24 protein-coding genes are annotated in these 22,429 nt (G+C 63.2%); 12 read left to right on the top strand and 12 right to left on the bottom strand.

The genetic code is table 11. The annotated features are described in order from the left end of the window. Positions 1–29: 29 nt before the first annotated feature. On the bottom strand, positions 30–1,163 hold the full coding sequence (locus tag KPG71_RS00390; RefSeq protein WP_216335920.1) for a carboxylate-amine ligase: 1,134 nt from the start codon (positions 1,161–1,163) through the stop codon (positions 30–32). 289 nt (positions 1,164–1,452) lie between these two features. Here KPG71_RS00390 and KPG71_RS00385 point away from each other — a divergent pair, with 289 nt between their 5' ends. Further along, positions 1,453–2,163: a VPLPA-CTERM sorting domain-containing protein gene (locus KPG71_RS00385; RefSeq protein WP_216335919.1), complete on the top strand. Its 711-nt coding sequence runs from the start codon at positions 1,453–1,455 to the stop codon at positions 2,161–2,163. Positions 2,164–2,235: 72 nt separating this feature from the next. Here KPG71_RS00385 and KPG71_RS00380 read toward each other — a convergent pair whose 3' ends face one another. Beyond that, on the bottom strand, positions 2,236–3,735 hold the full coding sequence (locus KPG71_RS00380; RefSeq protein WP_216335918.1) for a CoA-acylating methylmalonate-semialdehyde dehydrogenase: 1,500 nt from the start codon (positions 3,733–3,735) through the stop codon (positions 2,236–2,238). 106 nt (positions 3,736–3,841) lie between these two features. Between KPG71_RS00380 and KPG71_RS00375 the strand changes: the two genes are divergently transcribed. The 3 genes from KPG71_RS00375 to coaD all read left to right on the top strand — a co-directional run bounded on the left by KPG71_RS00375 (position 3,842) and on the right by coaD (position 5,837). After that, positions 3,842–4,738 (top strand): LysR family transcriptional regulator, encoded by an 897-nt coding sequence (locus tag KPG71_RS00375; protein ID WP_216336679.1) that lies wholly within the window; start codon positions 3,842–3,844, stop codon positions 4,736–4,738. Positions 4,739–4,798: 60 nt separating this feature from the next. Further along, positions 4,799–5,233: a CBS domain-containing protein gene (locus KPG71_RS00370; protein ID WP_216335917.1), complete on the top strand. Its 435-nt coding sequence runs from the start codon at positions 4,799–4,801 to the stop codon at positions 5,231–5,233. 112 nt (positions 5,234–5,345) lie between these two features. Then, positions 5,346–5,837: a pantetheine-phosphate adenylyltransferase gene (gene coaD / locus KPG71_RS00365; RefSeq protein WP_216335916.1), complete on the top strand. Its 492-nt coding sequence runs from the start codon at positions 5,346–5,348 to the stop codon at positions 5,835–5,837. A gap of 42 nt (positions 5,838–5,879) precedes the next feature. On the opposite strand, the gene gap (KPG71_RS00360) is transcribed toward coaD, so the two are convergent. From gap (KPG71_RS00360) to gap (KPG71_RS00335), 6 genes are all read right to left on the bottom strand, one after another. Next, a complete protein-coding gene (gene gap / locus KPG71_RS00360) occupies positions 5,880–6,932 on the bottom strand; it encodes a type I glyceraldehyde-3-phosphate dehydrogenase (protein WP_216335915.1) in 1,053 nt (350 codons plus the stop codon). 108 nt (positions 6,933–7,040) lie between these two features. Beyond that, positions 7,041–7,208: a hypothetical protein gene (locus KPG71_RS00355; protein WP_216336726.1), complete on the bottom strand. Its 168-nt coding sequence runs from the start codon at positions 7,206–7,208 to the stop codon at positions 7,041–7,043. Between the two features lie 35 nt (positions 7,209–7,243). Beyond that, entirely contained in the window at positions 7,244–7,777 is a 534-nt protein-coding gene (locus tag KPG71_RS00350; RefSeq protein ID WP_216335914.1) for a helix-turn-helix transcriptional regulator, read from the bottom strand. After that, positions 7,774–8,313, bottom strand: a complete 540-nt coding sequence (locus tag KPG71_RS00345; RefSeq protein ID WP_216335913.1) for a cytochrome b/b6 domain-containing protein — start codon at positions 8,311–8,313, stop codon at positions 7,774–7,776. The genes KPG71_RS00350 and KPG71_RS00345 overlap by 4 nt, the downstream gene beginning before the upstream one ends. Before the next feature lie 49 nt (positions 8,314–8,362). Beyond that, on the bottom strand, positions 8,363–8,614 hold the full coding sequence (locus tag KPG71_RS00340) for a PepSY domain-containing protein (RefSeq protein WP_216335912.1): 252 nt from the start codon (positions 8,612–8,614) through the stop codon (positions 8,363–8,365). Between the two features lie 214 nt (positions 8,615–8,828). Next, positions 8,829–9,830 (bottom strand): type I glyceraldehyde-3-phosphate dehydrogenase, encoded by a 1,002-nt coding sequence (gene gap / locus KPG71_RS00335; RefSeq protein WP_216335911.1) that lies wholly within the window; start codon positions 9,828–9,830, stop codon positions 8,829–8,831. 186 nt (positions 9,831–10,016) lie between these two features. Between gap (KPG71_RS00335) and KPG71_RS00330 the strand changes: the two genes are divergently transcribed. Continuing rightward, complete coding sequence (locus KPG71_RS00330) at positions 10,017–10,976, top strand: DUF808 domain-containing protein (RefSeq protein WP_216335910.1); 960 nt, start codon at positions 10,017–10,019, stop codon at positions 10,974–10,976. A gap of 407 nt (positions 10,977–11,383) precedes the next feature. Continuing rightward, positions 11,384–12,013, top strand: a complete 630-nt coding sequence (locus KPG71_RS00325) for a LysE family translocator (RefSeq protein ID WP_216335909.1) — start codon at positions 11,384–11,386, stop codon at positions 12,011–12,013. A gap of 357 nt (positions 12,014–12,370) precedes the next feature. On the opposite strand, the gene KPG71_RS00320 is transcribed toward KPG71_RS00325, so the two are convergent. Continuing rightward, complete coding sequence (locus tag KPG71_RS00320; protein WP_216336678.1) at positions 12,371–13,273, bottom strand: AEC family transporter; 903 nt, start codon at positions 13,271–13,273, stop codon at positions 12,371–12,373. Between the two features lie 132 nt (positions 13,274–13,405). After that, a complete protein-coding gene (locus KPG71_RS00315) occupies positions 13,406–14,209 on the bottom strand; it encodes a class I SAM-dependent methyltransferase (RefSeq protein ID WP_216335908.1) in 804 nt (267 codons plus the stop codon). Between the two features lie 92 nt (positions 14,210–14,301). On the opposite strand from KPG71_RS00315, the gene KPG71_RS00310 reads away from it, so the two are divergent. Continuing rightward, on the top strand, positions 14,302–14,994 hold the full coding sequence (locus KPG71_RS00310; RefSeq protein ID WP_216335907.1) for a helix-turn-helix domain-containing protein: 693 nt from the start codon (positions 14,302–14,304) through the stop codon (positions 14,992–14,994). Here KPG71_RS00310 and KPG71_RS00305 read toward each other — a convergent pair. Then, complete coding sequence (locus KPG71_RS00305) at positions 14,991–15,476, bottom strand: flavodoxin family protein (protein ID WP_216335906.1); 486 nt, start codon at positions 15,474–15,476, stop codon at positions 14,991–14,993. The two genes, KPG71_RS00310 and KPG71_RS00305, sit on opposite strands and share 4 nt — an antisense overlap. Before the next feature lie 93 nt (positions 15,477–15,569). Between KPG71_RS00305 and KPG71_RS00300 the strand changes: the two genes are divergently transcribed. From KPG71_RS00300 to KPG71_RS00290, 3 genes are all read left to right on the top strand, one after another. Continuing rightward, the gene (locus KPG71_RS00300) at positions 15,570–16,391 is read left to right on the top strand and encodes a hypothetical protein (RefSeq protein WP_216335905.1); all 822 of its coding nucleotides are present in this window, start codon (positions 15,570–15,572) and stop codon (positions 16,389–16,391) included. Between the two features lie 61 nt (positions 16,392–16,452). After that, on the top strand, positions 16,453–17,715 hold the full coding sequence (locus tag KPG71_RS00295; protein ID WP_216335904.1) for a SulP family inorganic anion transporter: 1,263 nt from the start codon (positions 16,453–16,455) through the stop codon (positions 17,713–17,715). A gap of 423 nt (positions 17,716–18,138) precedes the next feature. Then, entirely contained in the window at positions 18,139–18,885 is a 747-nt protein-coding gene (locus KPG71_RS00290; protein WP_216335903.1) for a hypothetical protein, read from the top strand. 324 nt (positions 18,886–19,209) lie between these two features. Here KPG71_RS00290 and tkt read toward each other — a convergent pair whose 3' ends face one another. After that, positions 19,210–21,225, bottom strand: coding sequence for a transketolase (gene tkt, locus KPG71_RS00285; protein ID WP_216335901.1), 2,016 nt, complete (start codon positions 21,223–21,225; stop codon positions 19,210–19,212). A 198-nt stretch (positions 21,226–21,423) separates the two neighbouring features. Here tkt and KPG71_RS00280 point away from each other — a divergent pair, with 198 nt between their 5' ends. Both KPG71_RS00280 and KPG71_RS00275 read left to right on the top strand, forming a co-directional pair. Beyond that, complete coding sequence (locus KPG71_RS00280; protein ID WP_216335899.1) at positions 21,424–21,924, top strand: hypothetical protein; 501 nt, start codon at positions 21,424–21,426, stop codon at positions 21,922–21,924. Continuing rightward, positions 21,924–22,328 (top strand): cell division protein ZapA, encoded by a 405-nt coding sequence (locus KPG71_RS00275; protein WP_216335897.1) that lies wholly within the window; start codon positions 21,924–21,926, stop codon positions 22,326–22,328. The genes KPG71_RS00280 and KPG71_RS00275 overlap by 1 nt, the downstream gene beginning before the upstream one ends. Positions 22,329–22,429: the final 101 nt, after the last annotated feature.

Below are 22,429 nucleotides of genomic sequence, written 5' to 3'. Positions count from 1 at the left end.
GCGAGGAGCGGCAGTTTTGCGTGTTCGCGCTACAGATCGGCGTGGAATTCCTCGATCAGATGGCGCACCACGGCCTGAAGCGCGTGGTCGTGATCGTCCTGGGCGTGCAGGGCGTCGGAATAGACCTGACGCTGACGCCCCGAACTGGTGCCCGAGCGCAGCATGTCGCGCGCGCCTTCGATTTCGGCGACGGATTCGAAAAACGCGGCGTCCTCGGTCAGCAATTCGATCAGTTCCTCGACCAGATCGCCCATCGGGGTGATTTCGCCAAGGCCGAAGTCGATCAGGCCTTCGCGCACGCCATAGCGCTGCGCCCGCCAGCGGTTTTCGGCCAGAAGGAAGCGATCATAGATGCGCCAGCGCTGGTTTCTGACCGCCAGCCGCCACAGCATCCGGGCCAAGGCCTGCGTGATCGCGGCCAGGGTCAGGGCATGTTCCAGCCGGGGCTGCACATCGCAGATGCGCGATTCAAGCGTGGGGAACTGGTGGCTGGGGCGCAGATCCCACCAGATTTTCGAGCTGTCCTCGATCACGCCCAGATCAACCAGCGCCTGAACCGAGCGCTCGAATTCCCCGAAACTTTCCATGCGCGGGGGCAGGCCGGTGCGCGGCAGGTTGTCGAACACGGTCAGCCGGTAACTGCTGAGCCCGGTGTCCTGCCCCTGCCAGAAGGGCGAGGAGCAGCTGAGCGCCAGAAGATGCGGCAGGAAATAGGACAACTGGTTCATCAGATCGACGCGCCGGTCGGGCGGGTCGATGCCCACATGCACATGCATGCCGCAGATCAGCATGCGCCGCACCACGCCCGCCAGATCCCCGGCCAGCATGTTGTAGCGATCCTTGTTGGTGTGGGTCTGGTTGCGCCAGTCGGCAAACGGGTGGCACGAGGCGGCGATGGGGGCGAGGTTGTGCCGGGCCGCGCAGGCCGCCACGCAGGAGCGCAGGCGTTTGAGATCGTCGCGGGCCTCGGCCACGGTGCGGCAGACCTTGGTGCCGATTTCGATCTGACAGTTGAGGAATTCGGGGCTGACCTGATCCTGCAGTTGCGTCTTGCAGTCCTCCATCAGGGCTTCGGGGGCGTCGGCCAGCGCAAGGCTGTCGCGGTCGACCAGAAGGTATTCTTCCTCGATGCCGATGGTGAAATCGGGATGGATCAGGGCCATGAGACACACCGTTTTGGTTGCAACGCCGTCACTTCAGCATGGCAAGTCCGTGGCTGACAAGCACGCGGTGATCGTTTGCATTGTTCTCGAACTGACGACAGTAGTGCTGTAAACGGGCAACTGTTATTGAAGAGGTTGATAATAATTGGAAAAAGTGTGGCGCAATCGTGTTCAAAACTTGGCAATCGCACCTCAATTGCCGTAGCCTAAAATGTAGAGCAATGGGTTTTGGAGGTTGATTCTCTGTGTCCCTTGCGATTTTGGAAACGTTGATTTTGAGGAACGGATAATGATGAAGACGCGAGTGACGAAAGCCGCCAGTGCTTTGATCGCCGCGACTGTGTTGACGGTCTCCGGTACGGTCGCATCGGCGGCGACCTATACGTTTACGTTCGATGACAGGGAAGACAACCAGACCTCCCAGTATTTCACTTCGAACGAAAATCCCGGTTTTGGTGTGTTGGTCGAAGGATTTCACTATTCCCTGAACGGCAGTTCATATGTGCAGGGGAGTGCCATCGATGTGGATACCAACAGCTATGGGCTGATCAGCGACAACTCCACGTCTTGCGGTTGGTTTTGGGGATGCGGATCCTCTGATGATCATGCCATCGATAGTAAAGGTGACGACGAATCGATGAAGTTCACCTTCGATGGGGATGTGACCCTGACCGATATAACTATCGGCTGGTCTGACGGTACAGGCGACTACGACCTGTTCGCCGGTGGCCAACTGCTGGGCAACACCCGTGATGGCGCCGTTACGCCGGCTGGTCCGGACAACGTTTATGCGATCGGTACGCGGACGTTCGAGGAAACCGTGCGGAAATGGACAATCTTTGGCTGGAGGAACAAAACCGTGCGTCACGAAAGTGGCATCAAGATCACGTCGATCACTGTTCAATACCAGCCCAGCGTGGTTCCGCTGCCTGCGGGGGCGCCGCTTCTGCTTGGCGGTCTTGGCGCGCTGGCCTTGCTGCGCCGCCGCAAGAAGGCCTGAGCTTAGTTGCATAACCATTGAAAAAGGCCCCGGATATTTCCGGGGCCTTTTCTGTTGCCGGGCGGGCTGAAATCAGTCCATGGCCTTGAAGTTGAATTCGCCGCCTTCCTTGATCCCCGAGGGCCAGCGCGAGGTGACCGTTTTCGTGCGGGTGTAGAATTTGAAGGCGTCGGGGCCGTGCTGGTTCAGGTCGCCGAACATGGATTTCTTCCAGCCGCCGAAGGTGTGATAGGCCAGCGGCACCGGGATCGGCACGTTGACACCGATCATGCCGATGTTGATCCGGCTGGCGAAATCGCGGGCGGCGTCGCCGTCGCGGGTGAAGATCGCGGTGCCGTTGCCCATCTCGTGATTCATGGCCAGGCTGACCGCCTCTTCGTAGGAGGCCGCGCGCACGGTGCTAAGGACCGGGCCGAAGATTTCCTGTTTGTAGATGTCCATGTCGGGGGTCACCTTGTCGAACAGGTGGGGACCGACAAAGAAGCCGTCTTCGTACCCCTGAAGTTTGAAATCACGGCCATCCACGACCAGTTCCGCGCCCTGATCTATGCCCGACTGCACCAGCCCGAGGATTTTCTCCTTGGCGGCGCCGGTCACGACAGGGCCGTAATCCACATCATCGCCCGCGGTGTAGGGGCCGACCTTGAGCTTTTCGATGCGCGGCACGAGTTTCTCGATCAGGCGGTCGGCGGTTTCGTCGCCCACCGGCACGGCCACGGAGATCGCCATGCAGCGTTCGCCCGCCGCGCCGTAACCGGCCCCGACCAGCGCGTCGGCGGCCTGATCCATGTCGGCATCGGGCATGATGATCATGTGGTTCTTGGCCCCGCCGAAGCACTGAACGCGCTTGCCGTTCGAGCAGCCGCGGCCATAGATATATTCGGCGATCGGGGTCGAGCCGACGAAGCCGACGGACTGGATCACCGGGTTGTCGAGGATGGCGTCCACCGCTTCCTTGTCACCGTTGACGACTTGCAGCAGGCCCTTGGGCAGACCGGCCTCTTCCATCAGCTCGGCCAGCATCAGCGGCACCGAGGGGTCGCGCTCGGACGGCTTGAGGATGAAGGCGTTGCCGCAGGCCAGCGCCGGGGCGAACATCCACATCGGGATCATGGCCGGGAAGTTGAAGGGCGTGATGCCCGCCGACACGCCGAGCGGCTGTTTCATCGAATACATGTCGATGCCCGGGCCTGCGCCGTCGGTGAATTCACCTTTCAGCAGTTGCGGCGCGCCGATGCAGTATTCCACCACTTCCAGGCCGCGCTGAACGTCGCCCTTGGCGTCGGGGAAGGTCTTGCCGTGTTCGGCGGACAGGGCTTCGGCCAGCTTGTCCATGTCGCGGTTCAGAAGGGCGACGAACTTCATCATCACCCGTGCGCGACGCTGAGGGTTGGTGGCGGCCCACGCGGGTTGCGCGGCGGCGGCCACTTCGACGGCCTTGTTCAGTTCTTCGGTCGAGGCCAGCGGGCATTTCGCCTGCACTTCGCCGGTTGCGGGGTTGAAGACATCCGCGAAACGGCCAGACGTGCCTTTGACGTGTTCGCCGCCGATGTAATGCGTGAGTTCTTTCATGAGAATCCTCCCTCCATTCAGGTTCGGGCGGAGTGTAGTCTTGCAAATATTGCTGTAAAAGGGGCAATATTTCAAAAGGGTCATGCAAAAATGCAAAGGTGCGGCGATGGATATGCAGTGGGACGATCTTCGGGTGTTTCTGGCCGTGGCCCGCGCCGAAAGCCTGTCGGGCGCGGGGCGGGTGTTGCGGATCGACCCGGCGACGGTGGGGCGGCGCATTGCCCGGCTGGAAACCGACCTGGGCGCGCCGCTGTTCGCCAAATCGCCCACCGGCTATGCGCTGAGCGATGCGGGCCAGCGCCTGATGACCCATGCGGTGCGGGTGGAACAGGCGGTGGAGGGCGTGTCCGAAGAGATGGCCGGGCGCTCTGGCGGGTTGACGGGGCAAATCCGCATCGGCGCGCCGGACGGGGCGGCGAATTTCGTGTTGCCGCAGGTGTGCGCGCGCATCGCGCGCTCTAACCCGGACCTCGAGGTGCAGATCGTGGCGCTGCCGCGCCTGTTCAGCCTGACCCGGCGCGAGGCCGACATGGTGGTGGCGGTCAGCCCGCCCACCGCCGGGCGGCTGAGCGTGCAGAAGATCACCGATTATCACCTGCATCTGGCGGCGCACCGGTCCTATCTGCGCCAGCATCCGCCCATCGAGCGGCGGGAAGACCTGCATGGTCACCGCATGGTGGGCTATATTCAGGACATGATTTTCGACAAGGAGCTGGACTACATGCGCGAAGCGGGGGTGGAGCGGGTCAATCTGGCGTCCAATTCGGTTTCCGTGCAGGTGAACTGGGTGCGGCAGGGGGGCGGGATCGGCGTGGTGCATGATTTTTCGATCCCGTGGTTTCGCGGGGTGCGCAAGGTATTGGCCGACGATTTCAGCCTGACGCGCAGTTTCTACCTTGTGCGCCATGCCGATGACCGGCGGCTGGAGCGGCTCAATCGTTTTGCCGCCGCACTGGTCGAGGAGACCCGCGCAGAGGTGGCCCGACTGGAGGCGCTGACTTGACAGAATGCCGCAGATCGTAAACGCTGAGGATATGGGCATTTTCTTGCGGAGGATCCGAGTATGCTGGTTCAGCAAATCCTGAAATCCAAGGGCGACGATGGGGTGATCACGGTCAAGCCCGGCACATCGGTTTCCGACGCGGCGCAGATTCTGGCCGAGCGCCGGATCGGGGGGGTGATCGTGTCGCGCGAAGGCGATACCGCCGATGGCATCCTGTCCGAGCGCGACATCGTGCGCGCCCTCGCGCTGAAGGGCACCGGGTGCCTGATGGAAACCGTGGACGCGATGATGACCCGCAACCCGGTCTGCTGCACCCGGCAGGACAGTTCGGATCAGGTGCTGACGCGCATGACCGAGGGGCGCTTTCGCCACATGCCGGTGGTCGAGGACGGCAAGCTGGTCGGGATCGTGACCATCGGCGACGTGGTCAAGTCGCGGCTTCAGGAACTGGCGATGGAAAAGGACGCGCTGGAAGGCATGATCATGGGGCACTGACCCGGCGATCTGCGACATAGGCGCTTGCAATACCGTCCACGTATTTCTACGGCTTGCAATCCGGGGCGCAATATTGTTGCGTGCCTTCAGTTCGACATAACGGAGCCGCCTCATGCGCATAGGATTGTACCCCGGCACCTTCGACCCGATCACCCTGGGACATATCGACATTATTCGGCGGGCCGCCGCTCTGGTGGACCGGCTGGTGATCGGGGTGGCGATCAACCGCGACAAGGGGCCGTTGTTTTCGCTGGAAGAGCGCGTCGCCATGATCGAGGCGGAATGCACCAAACTGTCCGAGGAAACCGGCACCGAGATCGTCGCTCATCCGTTCGAGAACCTGTTGATCAACTGTGCTCATGACGTGGGCGCGCAGGTGATCCTGCGCGGGCTGCGCGCGGTGGCGGATTTCGAATACGAATTCCAGATGGTCGGGATGAACCGGACGCTGGACAGTTCCGTCGAGACGGTGTTCCTGATGGCCGATGCCAGCCATCAGGCGATTGCCAGTAAGCTGGTCAAGGAAATCGCCCGTCTGGGGGGCGATTCCAGCAAGTTCGTAACCCCCGCCGTACAAACGCAGTTGATGGCGAAATTCAGGTAATCGAAGCGGTTGGGCGGCCTGTGCCGCCCGTCCTGCGCCGGATCAGGCGTATTCCGGGGCGCGCGAGGTTTTGGCGCCGCCCGATCCGCCATTGGCCAATAGCGTGCCCATAACGGCGGCGGTGTCGGCCATGCGGTTGGAAAACCCCCATTCGTTGTCATACCAGCTGAGAACGCGGCACATGGTGCCGTCCATCACGCGGGTCTGATCGGTGGCAAAGATCGAACTGGCCGGGTTGTGGTTGAAATCCGACGACACCAGCTCGCGGCCTGTCAGGTCCAGCACGCCGGCCAGCGGCCCGGCGGCAGCGCGGGCGATGACGGTGTTGATTTCCTCGGCGCTCGTTTCGCGCGCGGCCTCGAATGTCAGGTCCACGGCGCTGACATTGGGGGTGGGCACCCGAATGGCGGTGCCGTCCAGCCTGCCTGCCAGTTCGGGCAGTACCAGACCCACGGCGCGCGCCGCGCCGGTGGAGGTGGGGATCATGTTGAGGGCCGCCGCGCGGGCGCGATACAGATCCTTGTGCGCGGTATCCAGCGTCGGCTGATCGCCCGTGTAACTGTGAACCGTGGTCATGAAGCCGCGCGTGATGCCGATGGCGTCATGCAGGGCCTTGGCCACCGGGGCGAGGCAGTTGGTGGTGCAGGAGGCGTTGGAGACGATCAGGTCGTTGCCGGTGAGTGTGTCGTGATTGACGCCATAGACCACCGTGCGATCCGCGCCCTTGGAGGGGGCGGATACCAGAACCCGGCTGGACCCGTTTTCCAGATGCGCGGCGGCGGTGTCGCGGTCGGTGAAGATGCCGGTGCATTCCAGCGCGATATCCACGTCGTCCCAGGGCAGGGTGGCCGGATCGCGCAGGGCGGTCACCCGGATCGGGCCGCGGCCCACGTCGATACTGTCCGGGGTGGTCGTGATCGTCGCGGGAAAGCGCCCGTGTACGCTGTCGAATTCCAGGAGATGGGCGTTGGTTTCGACCGGGGCCAGATCGTTGATCGCGATCACCTCGATGTCGGTGCGTCCCGATTCCACAATGGCGCGCAGAACGTTGCGCCCGATCCGTCCAAATCCGTTGATGGCCAGTCTGATCGGCATGGTGACCCTCCCTTGAATATTCCTGTTAGCGCTAACATGAATCACATGGCGCGTGTATAGGAGGAAAGCGAGGCATGGGTCAACAGAAGCGTCGGGCAGGTGGCGGGATCAGCGCCAGAACGCCAGCCATTCAATCAGGTCGGCCAGCTTGCGGGCCAGGAACAGCGAGCCGGACCAGTCATACATCGTCGCGTCCACGGTCAGCCCCGCCACGATCAGGAGGCCAAGGCCGATAGAGGTGGCGTTCGTCATGGTGCGGCTGTCCTTTGCGGTCATTCTCGCGTCCTAGATGCCAGAGCGTGCAGCGCAAGTCACGCGGGTTGTTGCGTGGTCTCGTCCCGCGGGACAACAAGCGGGGCCTCCAGCAGCCCGTCGATCAGCAGCCCCAGCAAGCCGCCGCGCCCGTTGACGCCCGCCTTGCGGTAGATCGCGTTCAGTTGCGACTTGACCGTGCCCTGAGCCGATCCACGCATGTCCGCGATTTCGGCAATCGAAAAGCCCTTGATGGTGAACATGGCCACGTCTTCCTCGGCCGGGGTCAGGCCCCAGGTCGAAAAATGATCCTGCATGATGTCGTGAAAGGCCCCGGCGGCGATCGAGACCTGCCGTTCCAGATGGGCCTTGCGGCGCAGAAGGCGCATCAGGTAGCGGGTTTCGAAGATCACGGCGAGGATCAGGCCGAAGGCGGCAAGGGCCTCGATCGCGATATGCAGGTTGGCCAGCGCCCGCATCCCTTCGGGCATCGCATCCCCGAGAACATCCCACAGAAAGAACCCGGCGCTGAGCGCCTGAATGGCAATCAGGGCGATCAGGGCGCCGGGCCGGTCGGTTGGGGTGCGTGTCATTTGACCAGATTTATGTCATCGGGCACGCGTTTGGTACCTGTCACCATGGCACGGGGCAAATTGACGCCGGTGCGCCAGCTTTCCCAGATCACCGCAGCGATATGCAGCACGACGGAAATCTCGGCCCAAGCAACCAGTGCCTCGTGGGCGTCCTCGACCCAGTCGACGCCCCAGAAGGCGTTGGTCGTCATCATGTAGCCCGTCGCGCCGATCCCCAGCATCGTGGCCAGAATATTGACGATCATCAGTGCGCCGAGCGGTGTGTGCCCCAGATGGGTGCGGCGGCGGCGGGTGGCGATGTCGGTGATCTGGTCGACAACAGCGGCGGGGCCGGGCAGGAAGCTGGCAAAGCGCGCGCTGTGCGGTCCGACAAGGCCCCAAAGGATGCGTGCAAGAACCAGTGCGATAACGGTATACCCCACCCATTCATGTAGTTTGCTGTCGTCGTCGACGAACAGGGCGTTGGCCGCGAATGCCACTACGAGCGACCAGTGGAACACGCGAACGAACGGGTCCCAGATTTTGATATTCTGCATGGGGTTTCTCCCGTTGCGGAAGGGGCCGGGTGTGCCGGCCCCCGGCCGGTCAGTCATCAATCTCGGTTTTTACGACGGTCAGATTGCTGTCGAGGTAAATCTCGTAGCGGGCCCCGTCCTTGAGGGCGTAGGCCTCGTACAGGCCGTCATCCATTTCGATCTTGCGCACATCGTAGCCTTGTTCGGTGAGGAGCGTCTCGATCTGCTGGGTCTTGGCCGGGTCGATCTTGATGTAATCGTCCGAGGCCTGGGCCATGGTGCCTGCGGTGATGGCGAGGGCCAGTGCGATAATGCGTGTCATGGTGAAGTCCTTTCCTGTGTCATGTGGTCGGTCACGGGCCGGGTCTGGCCTGCGATGAGGAAAGGAATGGGGCAGGATCGAGGATCTGGCCATTGATCTGGGGTTCATTCGTGGCGCGTATAACCGGGGTTGATGGCGTATTTTCGCGTATCGCAAATGAAAAACCCCGACGCGGGTGCGCCGGGGTTTCGATTCCCTTGGAGGAGTTCGTGCTTCAGGACAGCTTGCCCATGGCCACGGCCACATCGGCCATGCGGCAGGAAAAGCCCCATTCGTTGTCGTACCATGCCAGCACGCGCACCAGTCGCCCGCCGGTGACCTTGGTCTGGTCGGGCGCGAAGATCGAGCTTTCTTCGGTGTGGTTGAAGTCGATGCTGACCAGAGGCTCGGGCTCGTAGCCCAGAACGCCTTTCATGCGGCCGGCGGCGGCTTCGGCGACGACTGCGTTCACGTCGGCCTCGGTCACGTCTTTCTTGGCGATGAAGGTCAGGTCCACCGCCGAGACATTCGGGGTAGGCACACGGATGGCCGAGCCGTCGAGCTTGCCTTTGAGGTCGGGCAGAACCTCGCCCAATGCCTTGGCGGCGCCGGTGGAGGTGGGGATCATCGACATCGCCGCAGCGCGGGCGCGGTAGAGATCCTTGTGGCGGCGGTCCAGCGTGGGCTGGTCGCCGGTGTAGGCATGGATCGTGGTCATGATGCCGGACTCGATGCCGATCGCCTCGTGCAGCACCTTGGCCAGCGGGGCCAGGCAGTTGGTGGTGCAGGAGCCGTTCGAGATCATGCGCTCACCGGCCTGCAGGTCTTCGTGGTTGACGCCGTAGACCACGGTGCGATCCACGTTCTTGCCCGGAGCCGAGAGCAGAACCTTGCCTGCGCCGCGCTCGAGGTGTTTTTTGGCCTTTTCACCGTCGTTGAACTTGCCGGTGCATTCCAGAACCACATCGACGCCGGACCAGTCCAGCTCGTCCATGTCGTAGGTGGAATACATCTGCATCGGGCCGCGGCCCAGGTCCATCGTGCCGTCGCCCAGAGTGACCTCGTTCGGAAAGCGGCCATGCACGCTGTCGTACTTGATGAGATGCGCAGCCGTGTCGAGCGGGCCGGTCGCGTTGACCTTGACCACCTTGATATCGTTGCGGGTGCTGGCGGCGATATGGGCGAGGGTGCAGCGGCCGATGCGGCCGAAACCATTGATGCCGACGGTGATGGTCATGCGTATCTCCTGCGGGTTCGGGTTGCCCGCGATATAGACGGGGGAATGTTTGGCTGAAAGGTGAAAAACGGCGTTTTCGACGGTTTTCCAGCATGTTAGCGATAACTGTTATCGCAAACCCGTCGGGGCTTGACATGGTGGCGCTAACGACGAACTTAGAGGCGCGGGACAAGGAAAGGGACGAGTATGAGCGGGTTGATGGCGCTTCTGGACGATGTGGCGGGGCTGGCCAAGGTGGCGGCGGCCTCGGTGGACGATGTTGCCGGGCAGGCGGCCAAGGCCGGGTCCAAGGCGGCGGGGGCCGTGATCGACGATGCTGCGGTGACCCCGAAATACATGCAAGGCTTTGCGCCTGCACGGGAATTGCCGATCGTGTGGCGCATTGCGCGCGGGTCGCTGATCAACAAGCTGGTGTTCCTGTTGCCTGCCGGGCTGGCCTTGTCGGCTTTTGCGCCCTGGCTGATCCCGCCGCTGTTGATGCTGGGAGGCGCGTATCTGTGTTTCGAGGGGGCCGAGAAGATCGCGCATGCCCTGGGATTCGGCAAAGGGCATGGGGGGCCGGACGGGAGCCATACCGAGGTGGACGCGACCCATCTGGAAGAGACCAAGGTGGCCGGGGCGATCAAGACGGACTTCATTTTATCGGCTGAAATCATGACGATAGCCCTCGCGGCCATCCCGGAGAGCAATTTCTGGATGGAAGCGGCGACGCTGGCACTGGTGGCGGTGGGCATCACCGCGTTGGTCTATGGCGCGGTGGGGCTGATCGTGAAGGCCGACGATGTCGGGTTGTTCATGGCCGAGCGGGGCCGTCTGGGCGTGACCCGCGCCATCGGGCGCGGGATCGTGCATGCCATGCCTACCTTCATGAAATTGTTGATGATTGTGGGCACCGCGGCGATGCTGTGGGTGGGCGGGTCGATCATCCTGCACGGGTTGGACCAGATGGGGTGGCCTGCGCCCTATGACTGGATTCACCATGTGGCCGTGGCCGCCGCAGACGGCGCGGGCGAGTGGCGCGGGGCGGTGGAATGGCTGGTCACGGCGGGGCTGGACGGGGTGTTCGGGCTGATCCTCGGGGTGATCCTGATCCCTGTCGGGGTGAAGATCGTCAAACCCGTCTGGACCCGCCTGATGCCCGCCTGAGATTGGCGCGGCGTTTCGTACGTTTTGTACGATGTGTACGCGGGTTTTGTACGAAAATCGGGGGCTGTGTGGAAATTTGTGTCCATGAGGGGCGCAAACCGGGCGGGTCATGGGCCTTGCGGAGACCGGCGCGCATTGGGGTTACGCCCGGTTAATCAGTTTGCGTCATGAAGGGGATGTTGGCGCGCGGTGTGAAGGCCGTGAACGAGCGAGGTGAAGGATATGGAATTACGGGGTGTGGTCGGGCGAGGGGGGCAATGGTGATGTGTTAGCGGCGTTGGAATGGCGAATGACCGGATTGATCCCAAATTACCAAATGCTGCGTCACAGAACACTAATTTGATGTTGCGGCTTTACAGTCTGAAACGACTGTGGCTGGCTGAAGCAAAGATCTGAAAGGTGTTCTCATGGATTTTCAAATTTGGTTGGCGTTTGTCGCGGCGTCGATTGCTCTTTTGCTCATTCCGGGGCCGACAGTGTTGCTCGTTCTCAGCTACGCGATCAGCCAGGGAAAGCGGGTCGCTCTGGCGACGGTCGGCGGTGTGGCGCTTGGAGACTTCATTGCAATGTCAGCTTCTCTCGCTGGCCTTGGGGCTTTGGTTCTGGCGTCCGCCACACTCTTTACCGTTCTGAAATTGGCAGGGGCCGTTTATCTCATCTATTTGGGCATTAAGCTCTTTCGGAGCGCATCGACCGCTTCGCTTGGTGACCTGGAAAAGGTGACAGAAACCAGCGCATCCAGCGTTTTCGGGCATGCAGCGGCTGTTACCGCGCTCAACCCTAAATCCATTGTGTTCTTTATCGCGTTCGTGCCGCAATTCGTTGTCGTGGACATGCCGCTCCTGCCACAGTTTGCAATACTCGTTGTCACCTTTGTCGGTTTGGCTGCGATCAACGCACTTGCATATGCGCTATTGGCGGACAAATTGCGTGCCAGAATAGCAAGCCCCGCCGTGTTGGCTTGGTTTTCCCGTCTGGGCGGTAGCGCACTCATTGCTATGGGCGTTGCGACGGCCGCATTCAAGCGGGCACAATAAGTCACGGTCGGCTTAGTCCCGCATAGTAGCCTTTGGCACAAAGTGTGGTGCTGGTCGATTAGGTTTGCTGCCTTTGTTCCCAAGCGCGAAACAGCGGCCGCAGGCCGCCGCGCATCGCCGGGCCGCCCCCCGGCACGGCGATTTGGCTGATGCCAGGACCACGCTCAGATCTTTTCAGGATTTGGCCACCATAAAGTGCCATTGACCAAAGGGGGGATCGCCGCACCGCGGCCCGACGATGCGCGGCTCAGGCGATGGCGGCTCCATCCTGCATAGCGGCCATCGGCACCATGCCCGGCTGGTATCTCGATTGAAACCGGCGAGGTCTTCTTGCCTGCGCGTCTCGTCCAGGTCCGCTTACACCAGAAGCTCAAGCACCACGGGCAGGGTCAGGACCGAGGCGAGCGTCTGGCTGGTGATGATCCCGGCCATGAAGGGGCCGTCGCCGCCCAGTTGCCGGGTCAGCACATAGGAGGTCGGGGCGGTGGGGACTGCCGAGAAGGCGACAAGCACCAGCGCTGCCGTGCTGTCGAGCCCGAGGGCGAGCGTGACGACGGCGGCGAGGACCGGCATGGCCAGCAGGCGCAGGGCGGCGATGGTGCCGAGTGCGGCCACGTCGCGCCGCATCTGTGCCGGTTGCAGCGCGGCCCCGACGCAAAGCAGGCCGAGCGGCAGGCTGCCCTGTGCGAGCAGGGACAGGAACGCTCCGGTGCCAAAGGGCAGGCCCAGACCGCCGAGCGCCACCGCCAGCCCGGCGAAGCAGGCGAGGATGAGCGGATTGCGCAGGATGGTTTTCAGCAGGACCAGCGCGTGCCGGCCCGTGCTTTTCTCGGTCAGGGCGACGATGGCCAGTATGTTGACCACGGGAACGGCCACCGCGACATAGACCGCCGCAAGGGCCATGCCGCCGGACCCGGCGATGCTGCCGATCACGGCGAAGGCCAGGTAGGTGTTGAAGCGAATCATGCCCTGCACACCGGGGCCGAACCGGGCGGCGGGGGCGGGCCTGAGCCGGCGCGCCAGTATCAGGGCAAGGCTGGCGATCAGCAGGATCGCCACCGCCGCGCCGCCAAGGCGCAGAACCTCGGGGTCATGGACCGGTGCCTTGGCGAGGCTGGAAAACAGCAGGGCGGGGAACAGGACGAAATAATTCAGCCGTTCGGCAGCGGGCCAGAAGCCGGGCGACGGAAAGCCCGCGCGCGCCAAGACGAAGCCCAGGCAGATCAGTGCGAAAAGGGGCCAGATGGTAAAGATCAGCACGGTATCGCCTTGCCTTGTTGTCTTGTCGCCTTGGGGTCGGGGCACAGATGTGCATGGCTTTGCGTCACAGTCAAATGCCGCGGGACGATGGCCGTCATTCGGGGGCGCGATACCGTCCGGGGTATGTGGCCGTCAGGCGGGTGGCCAGACCACGATATGGGCCGGGGCCGGGAAGCTGACCGTGCCATCGGGCGCGGCGAAGGCGGCAAGGGTTTCTTCGGCTGCGGTGACAAGCGCCCGGAACCCGGTGTCGTCGATCATCTCGGCCAGGGTCCAGCCGCGCACGTCCATGCGGACCCATTCGCGGATCGAGTCGAACCGCGCGGTGCCGGTGGGCGTGGTTATGGTGGCGTCGCCGAGGCCGCCTGTGTTCAGCAGGGCGCGCAGGGTTGCGGTATCGCCCAGACAGAAGGGCGCGCGCAGGGCATCGGCGGCGTCTGTGCCGAACATGGTGTCGATCAGGTCGATCATGCGGGCATAGCCCGGCGAGGTATCGGCGCTGTCCCAGACCGAAAGCGCGATGCGCCCGCCGGGGCGCAGGACGCGGCGCATTTCTTGCAGAGCGCCGGGGCGGTCATCGAAGAACATCAGCCCGAACTGGCACAGAACGGCATCCTGGCTGGCATCGGCGAAGGGCAGGGCTTCGGCGGTGCCCTGGACCCATTCGATGCCGGGTGTGCGTGATGATGCGACGGCCAGCATCCCGTCATTGCGATCGAGCCCGGTGACGTGGCCGTCGGGGCGGGTGCGCGCAAGGGCCTCGCGCGTGGTGGCGCCCGTTCCGCAGGCGACGTCCAGCACGCTGTCCTGCGGGCGCAGGCGGGCGGCGTCGCAGAGCGGGCCGGCCCATGCGCCGAACAGGGCGGGCACGAAGAATTCGTCGTAGATTTCGGCGGCAGGTCTTGAAACCTGTCCGGTTGCGGCGGTGGTGGTCATCTCTTGCTCCTCCTGCTTTGGGGTGAGGGGCGAATGTGACTCGGGCAGCCGTGTCGGGTATAGTTCGAAATCTGTAGCGACGGGTGAGGCGGATGAAGTCTTACGGTCAGTTCTGCCCGGTGGCGAAGGCGGCAAAGATTTTCTGCGAACGGTGGACTGCGCTTATCATCCGCGATCTGGCCGCCGGGCCGCGGCGATTTTCGCAGTTGCAGCGCGGTGTTCCGCTGATGTCGCCCTCGTTGCTGTCGGCGCGTCTGAAATGGCTGATCGACGAAGGGATCGTGGCGCGCGAGGGACACGGCCGGCGCGGCTCGGGCTATGCCCTGACAGAGCCGGGGCGCGAATTCGTGCCACTGGTCGAGGCGCTTGGCATCTGGGGGCAACGCTGGACCCGGCGCAGCCTGAGGGACCACGAGATCGATCTGGGGCTTCTGGTGTGGAGCCTGGAGAGTTCCGCCGACCCGGATGCCTTCGGCGGCAGGCGGTGCCTGATCCGGCTGGAGTTGACCGACCAGCCAAAGGCCAAGCGCCTGTGGTGGTTCCTGAACCAGACGGGGCGGTGCGAGTTGTGCGTGGACGACCCGGGGGGAGAGGTGAACCTGTACCTTGCCTGCACGCTGCCCGACGCGATCTATATCGTTCGCGGCGATCTTTCCCCGGCTGCGGCAATCGGGGATATGCGGCTGGAGGCGATCGGCGACAAATGGGCCTGCGCGGGGCTGACCGGCTGGCTGGCTCTGGGGCCGCTGACGCGGGTTGCGTCGCGGAGAAGGGCCAGCCCCTAGAACATCCCCATGACGAGACCGGCGGCGAGGGCCTGGCCGATCTCGCGGCATTTGGCGAGGTCGGATTCAGGGATGGTTTTTTCGGCGAGGATCTGTTCGGGGGTCTGGGCGTGGGTGCAGACGATCAGCGCCTCCTGCACCGGGCGCAGCCGCCAGCCCTGCGCGATGCGGGCGATCTGGCGCACGGCGTTTTCACCGTCGGACCCGGCACAGACCATCTGGGCATAGGGGCGGCCCTCGATCCGGCCGAGGACGGGGTAATAGCAGCGGTCGAAGAAATCCTTCATCACGCCTGAAATCGCGGCAAGGTTTTCCGGCGCGCAGAAGATATAGCCATCCGCCGCCAACAGATCGTCCGGCCCGGCGCGGTCGGCGGGGATCAGGCGGGTTTCGGTTTCTTTCCGGGCCGCGCCAAAGGCGGCCTCTGCCATCTGACGGCTGCCGCCGGTGCGTGAATGGTAAACGATCAGAAGCTGTGCCATGCGCCGGACCTTAGCGGCTGCGGGGCAGGGTGGCCATAAGGGGAGGCGCACGACTGGGCCGGATCTGTGCTATGATGGGGCAGGAGGTGTGCCATGATCCCCGACGATCCCGGCCATGTGCGGGTTTTCGGCAGCGATGTGCAGCAGCAGATGCAACGCAAGGCGCATCATCTGTGGCCGTTGCTGCGCAATGATCCGCGCTATGGCTACGAGGGGCGCATGGTTGGCCTTGACGGTGCAGAACCCGCGGATGTGCCGTTGCTGGCGGCGCTTGCCCGTCTTCAGGGGGCCAGCGTCAGCCACTATGTGCCGCTGGCGCAGGAAGCGGAACTGGCAGCCCATGTTGCGGGTGCCGGGCTGGTAACGGACAGATGGGATCAGTTCATGGGCGGTGCGGCCTGCATCGAAACCTGCGCGCGCGTTCTGAACGATTTTCGCCTGCCCGATGGGTATGAGTTGCATGTCATCGAAACGGATACCCCGGAGGCGCGGTTCGACGGCCTGTCAGATACCGCGCTGGCCTGTGGGGTATTGCCGCCGGTCACGGCGGTGTTGAGCGCGCAGACGCAGCGGGCCGTTTGCTATTGCCTCGATGCACCGGATGGCGGCGTGGCGGCCTGTGCCGGGGCGGTGATGCGTAATCCTGTTGAAAGCCGTCATGGCGGTGCGTCGTGGTGGGGCATGCTGGCCACGCGTGCGGCGGATCGGGGGCAGGGGCTGTCGCTGTATCTGGGGGCGCGGGCGGTTTTGCATATGCATGAGCATTACGGGGCCGCAGAGTTTTACACCGGCATACGGTCGGACAACGCGGTATCGCGACATGTCTGCACCAAACTGGGGGTCGTGCAGAGCGACTACATGATTCTGGCGGTGCTCGACCCGGACCTGTTCGGAGAGGGCGGATATACGAAATAGTCTGCGAAGGTCGGGTTTTTCCGCCTTGCACAGGGCTGGCCGGGCGCGCAATGTCGCGCGCATGATACCCAAGATACTTACGACGCTGAAAACCTATGACCGTCAGACGTTTGTCGCGGATCTGCTGGCGGGGATCACCGTGGCGATGGTGGCCTTGCCGCTGAGCCTGGCCATCGCCATCGCCTCGGGGGCGGGGCCGGAAAAGGGGCTGGTGACGGCGATTGTCGCGGGCGGGCTGATCTCGGCGCTGGGCGGAAGCCGGGTGCAGATCGGCGGGCCGACCGGGGCGTTCATCGTCGTGGTGTTCGGGGTGATCGCCGATCACGGCTATGACGGGCTGGTGCTGGCGACGTTGATGGCGGGGGTGATCCTGCTGATCGCCGGTTTCTTCCGCGCCGGGCGGTTGATCCAGCTGGTGCCCGAGCCGGTGATCAACGGGTTCACCATCGGGATCGCGGTGGTGATCGCCACCAGCCAGGTCAAGGACATGCTGGGCCTGTCGATGCACGAGGTTCCGGCGGAGTTTTTCGAAAAGCTGTCGGCGCTGTGGGCGGCGCGCGAGACGCTGACCGTCCCGGCCTTGGGGGTCGGGCTGGTGACGATGGGGCTGATCGTGGCGCTGCGCCGGGCCTTTCCGCGCTTTCCCGGCCTGATCGTGGCGGTGGCGCTGACCTCGGGGGTGGTGGCGCTGGTGGGCTGGCCGGTGGACACGATCCAGTCGCGGTTCGGCGATCTGCCGCGGGGGCTGCCCGCCCCGGCATGGCCCGACATGAGCCTTGCGCGGCTCGGGGAGCTGTTGCCCTCGGCGGTGGTGATCGCCTTTCTGGCCGGGGTCGAGTCGTTGTTGTCGGCGATGGTGGCCGACCGGATGATCGGCGGGCGGCATCGGCCCAATGCCGAGTTGCTGGCGCAGGGGGCGGCCAATCTGGGATCGGCGCTGTTCGGCGGGCTTCCCGCGACGGGGGCGATTGCCCGGACCGCCACCAATGTGCGCGCCGGGGGCAAGACGCCGGTGGCGGGGCTGGTGCATGCGGCGGTGATCCTGTTGGTGATGCTGGTGGCCGCGCCGCTGGCAGGGTTCATGGCGATGCCCGCGCTGGCGGCGCTGCTGATCCTGACGGCATGGAACATGAGCGAGCCGCACCGCTGGCCGGGATATTTCAGGGAGCGGCGGTCGGATCAGTTCCTGCTGGTGCTGACGCTGGTCCTGACGGTGGTGGCCGACCTGACGGTGGCGATCGGCGTGGGCGTGGCCCTGGGGCTGGCGCTGCGCCTGCGGCGGCGCGACGTGCCCGCCTCGGAATGGGAAACGCCGGACAGGTGAGGGGGTGTGGCCATCGTCGCCGAGGCCCGTGCCAGAGAGGTCGTCCTTCGTGGGCACAGGTGGTTCCTTTGGGGGGTGAGCCGGGCATTTATGGGTCGCGAGGGGAGTGTCTGGTTCGAGTCCGAAATGTTGAATGCAGCACTATTCATGGACGTTTGAAATGCGCAGAAAGCGCTGTTCTCTGAGTCTGGTTGTTCTCTGTTCTGAACATTTGCTCGCAAATTTTTAGGCAATTGCAAACTGTCGCCGGCCCATCTTCCTCAACTGGCTTAGCCTCAATAGAATTCGTTGACGGTCAAGGCAAAGGTGTTCAGGTTATCTAACGCGGACTTGAGGCCGAGTGCCTACCTTGAGCGTTGAATTTTTCAGGCTCTGCTACAGTTCGCCAATGATAGATCGCCTTCATGCATCTGGAGAAGAATATTGCAGAAAAGCTATTTTGAAGCGCTCGGTATACGGCTCAACAACGATGAAACTAATGCTGATAAGTGGCGTGAGGCATATGACAAGGCCCACGACATCCGAAAATTCGAAATAGAGATGTATTGGCGCAGAAGCGCATACCTGTGGACCCTTCAGGGAGCCGCGCTGGCAGGTTTGGCGCTCATTTTATCGACAATCAAAGTGACTGATACCTGTCTCGGATTGGTTTTTGAAAAAACTGAATCGTGCCAGCGCGAATGGGTTGCAATAGTAGTTATCGTTGGAATTTGGTGCTTTGGAACATTTACGGCCTTTATTTGGCTTCTTCTACTTCGCGGAGCCAAATTTTGGCAAAACAACTGGGAACGCCATGTTGATTTCCTAGAGGATCAAATCTCAGGCGCCCTGTATAAGACGTACCCTGTCGCTAGATTTGAAGCGCCCTATAGCGTCTCTAAGCTCAATGAACTTATGGCAGGGTTCACTCTTTTAATGTGGACATCAATTGGCGCAATCACGGTAGCTATTGTTTTCGGGCCGAATTCGTTGCTAACAATCGTGCTGCCAGGATTTTCCGCATTGATTTTTTTGGCCTACTATTTCGATTCCGATCTACGGATGACTAATTTTGGCGAACCAATGACCAAATATCCTACAAAAGATACCGATGATCATATGATAATCATTCGCAGGGCCCCCCCTAGGACGAAAGAGAAAGGTTCTCAGAACGGCGAAACAGGGGCCTAATTACACATGGAAGAATGGTAGTTCATTGTCTCAAGCGGTCATCGCCTTTTGTGAGCGGAACGGCAGCTTTGTCCGCATAGCTGCCATCGGCACCATTGTCCGGATTGAAAACGGCGAGGACGGCGCACCGTCCAAGCCTCTTTCGGATTTGGCTGGCATAAACTGCAAAGAATGACCGTCTGATCGACACCCCGCGGCCCGGCGATGCGCGGCTTGCATGAATGGTGACGTTGCTGGCATAGCGGCACGTCCTCGTGCCACAGACCGAACGAAAAAGCCCGGACGGGGCACCATCCGGGCTTTCTATCTGTCAGTGCGCCGTGCTCAGAGCAGGGATTTGACCTTGTCGGCGACGGCCTCGGCCGTGATGCCGAATTTTTCGTAGAGCGTGCCGGCGGGGGCGGAGGCGCCGAAGCTGTCCATGCCGACGAAACCGGCTTTGGCCTCGCGGCCACGTTCGCCGCAGAGCCAGCGATCCCAGCCTTGCTGCACCGCCGCTTCGACCGCAACGCGCACCGGGCCGCCGGGCAGGATGCGTTTGCGATAGGCCTCGTCCTGATCGGCGAAGAGTTCCATGCAGGGCATGGAGACCACGCGGGTGCCGATGCCTTCGGCCTGCAGCAGGTCGCGCGCCTTCATGGCGATTTCGACCTCGGAGCCGGTGGCCATCAGGATTGCCTGACGCTTGCCCTCGGCATCGGCCAGAACATAGGCGCCCTGTTCGGTCAGGTTCTTGTTCCTGTGCTCGGTGCGCAGGGTCGCCACGCCCTGACGGGTGAGCGACAGGACCGACGGCGTTTCGGTGGAACGCAGGGCGATCTCCCAGGCTTCGGCGGTTTCGACCGTATCGCAGGGGCGGAACACCCAGGTGTTGGGCGTTGCGCGGCTGATCGCCAGATGCTCGACCGGCTGGTGGGTCGGGCCGTCTTCGCCAAGGCCGATGCTGTCATGGGTCATGACGAACACGGTGGGAATGCGCATCAGCGCGGCGAGGCGCATCGAGGGGCGGGCGTAGTCGGTGAAGCACATGAAGGTGCCGCCATAGGGGCGGATGCCGCCATGCAGGGCCATGCCGTTCATGGCCGCCGCCATGCCATGTTCGCGGATGCCCCAATGGACGTAACGGCCCTTGCGGTTGTCCACGTCGAACACCGTCATGTCGCCGGTCTGGGTGTTGTTCGACCCCGACAGGTCGGCCGAGCCGCCCACGGTTTCGGGCATGATCGGGTTGACGACCTCGAGCACCATTTCGCTGGATTTGCGGGTGGCGACCTTGGGCTGTTCTTCGGCGATCTGCTTTTTCAGGGCCTTGATGCGGGCCGACAGGTTTTTCGGCACCTCGCGGGCGAAGATGCGGGCGAAGTCCTTTTGCCGCCGTTCGGAGGCCTCGGAGAGGCGGGTTTCCCACGCCTTGCGATCCTGTGCGCCGCGCGATCCGATGGCTTCCCATGCGGATTTCACCTCGGCGGGCACTTCGAACGGGCCGTAGGGCCAGCCATAGGCCTCTTTCGCGGCGGCCAGTTGGCCCGCGTCGGTCAGCGCGCCGTGACCCTTGGAGGTGTCCTGCGCCGCGTGGCCAAGGGCGATATGCGTGGCGCAGGCGATCATGGTGGGCTTGCGCGATTTCCTGGCGGCGGTGATGGCCTCGTCAATCGCGGCCGGGTCGTGGCCGTCGATTTCCAGAACCTGCCAGCCCGCCGCGCGGAAGCGTTTCACCTGATCGGTGCGGTCGGCCAGGTCGACCTTGCCGTCGATGGTGATGTTGTTGTTGTCCCAGAAGACGATCAGCTTGCCGAGGCTGTGGCGACCGGCGAGGCCGATGGCCTCCTGGCTGACGCCCTCCATCAGGCAGCCGTCCCCGGCGATGACATAGGTGTAGTGATCGACCAGTTTGCGGCCAAAGCGGGCGCGCAACATTTCCTCGGCCATGGCGAATCCGACCGAATTGGAAATCCCCTGACCGAGCGGACCGGTGGTGGTTTCGATGCCCTTGGCGTGGCCGTATTCGGGATGGCCCGCCGTGATCGCGCCCCATTGGCGGAAGTTCTTGATCTGTTCGAGGGTCATGTCCTGATAGCCGGTCAGGTGCAGCAGCGAGTAAAGCAGCATCGAGCCGTGCCCGGCGGACAGGATGAACCTGTCGCGATCGGGCCAGTCGGGATTGGCGGCGTCGAATTTCAGGTGCTTTTCGAACAGCACGGTGGCGACATCGGCCATGCCCATGGGCATGCCGGAATGGCCGGAATTGGCGGCGGCGACGGCATCGAGCGTCAGCGCGCGGATTGCGGTGGCTTTGTTCCAGTGATCGGGATTGGCAGAGCGCAGAGCGGCGATATCCACGGGGTCATCCTTTGATTGGCAGCGTCTGAGGCGCTCAATATCAGGCCGGGGTCAAAGATCAAGCGCGCTGCGGCCCGTCATGGGGCGGATTGGCATAGGGGGGCGCATTTCCCATCGCCATTCGATAGACTTGCCTGCAAAGCGGCCCGAATGCGATTCGCAGGGCCGCGACCCGAGGCAAGCAGGGGAATCGCCAAGATGAGCCAGATCGACGAATTGCAGCGCCGGATCATTGTCGCGCTGGACCGCATCGGGCAGGGCCTGGAAGACCGCCAGGCCGGGGCCGATGTGCAGGAGGTGGAAACGCTCCGGCAGCAGCTGGAGGATGAGCGGCTGGCCTGCGCCCAGTTGGAAGAGCGCCTGAAAAAGCTGCACGAAAAGCAGGACTCGCAGGACGAGGCCGCGGCGAGGGCGCGCGAAGAGATGGCCGGAAAGGTCGAGGCGCTGGACCGCGATTTGCAGTCGTTGCGCAAGGCCAACCAGCAGTTGCGCGACAACAACGCCGCCCTGCGCGAGGCCAATGCCAAAGGCGTGGCCGAGCCGCATCTGATCAACAAGGCCATGCTGGCCGAGCTTGAAGGGCTGCGCGCCAGCCATGCCGCAGACCGGGCCGAGGCCGACGCCATTCTGGCCGAACTGACCCGGATTCTGGAGGGCGGCGCGGCGGACAGTGACGAAACCCAGTCGGAGGAGGCCTGATGCCCGAGGTTGAAGTTGAAATCGGCGGCCGCTCGTTCGAGGTGGCCTGCCAGGACGGGGAAGAGCATTACCTGAAGGCCGCGGCCCGGATGCTGAACGAGGAGGCCTCGGTGCTGACGGCGCAGATCGGGCGCATTCCCGAGCCGCGCATGTTGCTGATGGCGGGGCTGATGCTGGCCGACAAGACGGCGGGCATTCAGGACAAGCTGCGCGCGCTCGAGGACCAGATGGCCGAGAAAGAGGCCGAACTGGACCAGTTGCGCAACGCCCCCGCGCCCGAGCCGCAACAGATCGAGGTGCCGGTGGTGCCGCAGGCGGTTTCTGAAGCCATGGCCGAGATCGCCGCGCGGGCGGAATCCCTGGCCGATCAACTGGACGGTGAGGGCGGTCAGGGACCCGCCTGAGACTTGCGGGCCGTTCCCCGGCGTCCTCGGGTTTTTCGGGGGCGCGGGGCATTGACCATCCGCGCCGACAGCGGTTTTATGGCGCCGAATCTCAGGGAGGT

Source organism: Roseovarius sp. PS-C2, from assembly GCF_018862045.1.
Lineage (GTDB): Bacteria > Pseudomonadota > Alphaproteobacteria > Rhodobacterales > Rhodobacteraceae > Roseovarius.
Note: the sequence above shows the minus strand (reverse complement) of the source record. Positions and strands in the feature narration are given on the sequence as shown.